This is a genomic window from Tolypothrix sp. VBCCA 56010 (assembly GCF_050875635.1).
GTDB lineage: Bacteria > Cyanobacteriota > Cyanobacteriia > Cyanobacteriales > Nostocaceae > Hassallia.
The window spans coordinates 1-508 of the sequence record NZ_JBPAOH010000425.1 but is presented as its reverse complement, the minus strand read 5'-3'; the positions used below and the strand labels follow the sequence as shown (position 1 = coordinate 508).

General features: G+C 40.6%; 1 protein-coding gene. It reads right to left on the bottom strand.

Annotated features, from left to right (window positions below; genetic code table 11):
* On the bottom strand, positions 1-508 hold a 508-nt coding region (locus AABK37_RS41840; protein WP_432557250.1), incomplete at both ends, for a transposase.

Sequence of the window (508 nt, the reverse complement as noted above, 5' to 3'; positions counted from 1 at the left end):
ACTGAATATGGAGATAAGTCCAATGAGCGATGAGGTAAGCGGTGAGAGAAAGAATCAGCCAGCGATACATACCAAGGAGAGAACCCTGTCCAAAACGATGTAAACCGAAGCGATGTTTTACGGTTTTAAACCAACCCTCAATCTGCCATCGACGCTTACCCCACCATTTAAGGGTAGAGGCTTTAATTGGTCTAGTAGACAAAACAAATCGCTTTTCTAACTTTCCATTATCACGCTTTAAGTAATACCAAGAAACAGTAACAGTAAATTTTAAACCAACTAAATAAACTTGTTGCCCCTGTTTATGTAAATGTCTTAAAAGTCTGCCATCAGTTAACTTACGACTGATAGCTACGCCTGTAACTGCGTGATATTGAAGCTGGCGTATTCCATGAAGAAACTCTTTACTACCAAAGGCAGTATCAGCTAAAATAATCACCTGAAAGCGTTCAGTTAAAGATTGAGGTAAACGCTTAATTAGCTTGAGTCCTAGCTGCGCGGGTGAGGG